The organism is Mesorhizobium sp. M7A.F.Ca.MR.148.00.0.0 (genome assembly GCF_003997735.1).
Lineage (GTDB): Bacteria > Pseudomonadota > Alphaproteobacteria > Rhizobiales > Rhizobiaceae > Mesorhizobium.
In genome coordinates, this window is record NZ_RZTB01000795.1 from 1 (window position 1) to 208 (window position 208).

The 208-nt window shown below is 59.6% G+C and carries 1 pseudogene; it reads left to right on the plus strand.

Annotated features, from left to right (window positions below):
* A pseudogene (locus tag EOB49_RS36295) lies at positions 1 to 208 on the plus strand (glycerophosphodiester phosphodiesterase); the annotation flags it as partial.

A 208-nucleotide genomic window follows, 5' to 3' on the forward strand; every position in this document is an offset into this window, starting at 1 on the left:
ATCCTCATCAACCTGGACAACAAGCTCGAGGTCGGCGACCTACCGGGCATGATCGCGGTCGCTCGCGATCTCGGCATGGCCGAACAGGTCATCGTCAAGGAGAATTTGTGGAACCAGGACAGGATCACCATGGTCAAGGCCGCAATGGCCGCCATCGGCGACGGCTTCGAGTTCATGCCGATCATCGCCGATGATGCGGTGCGTGATG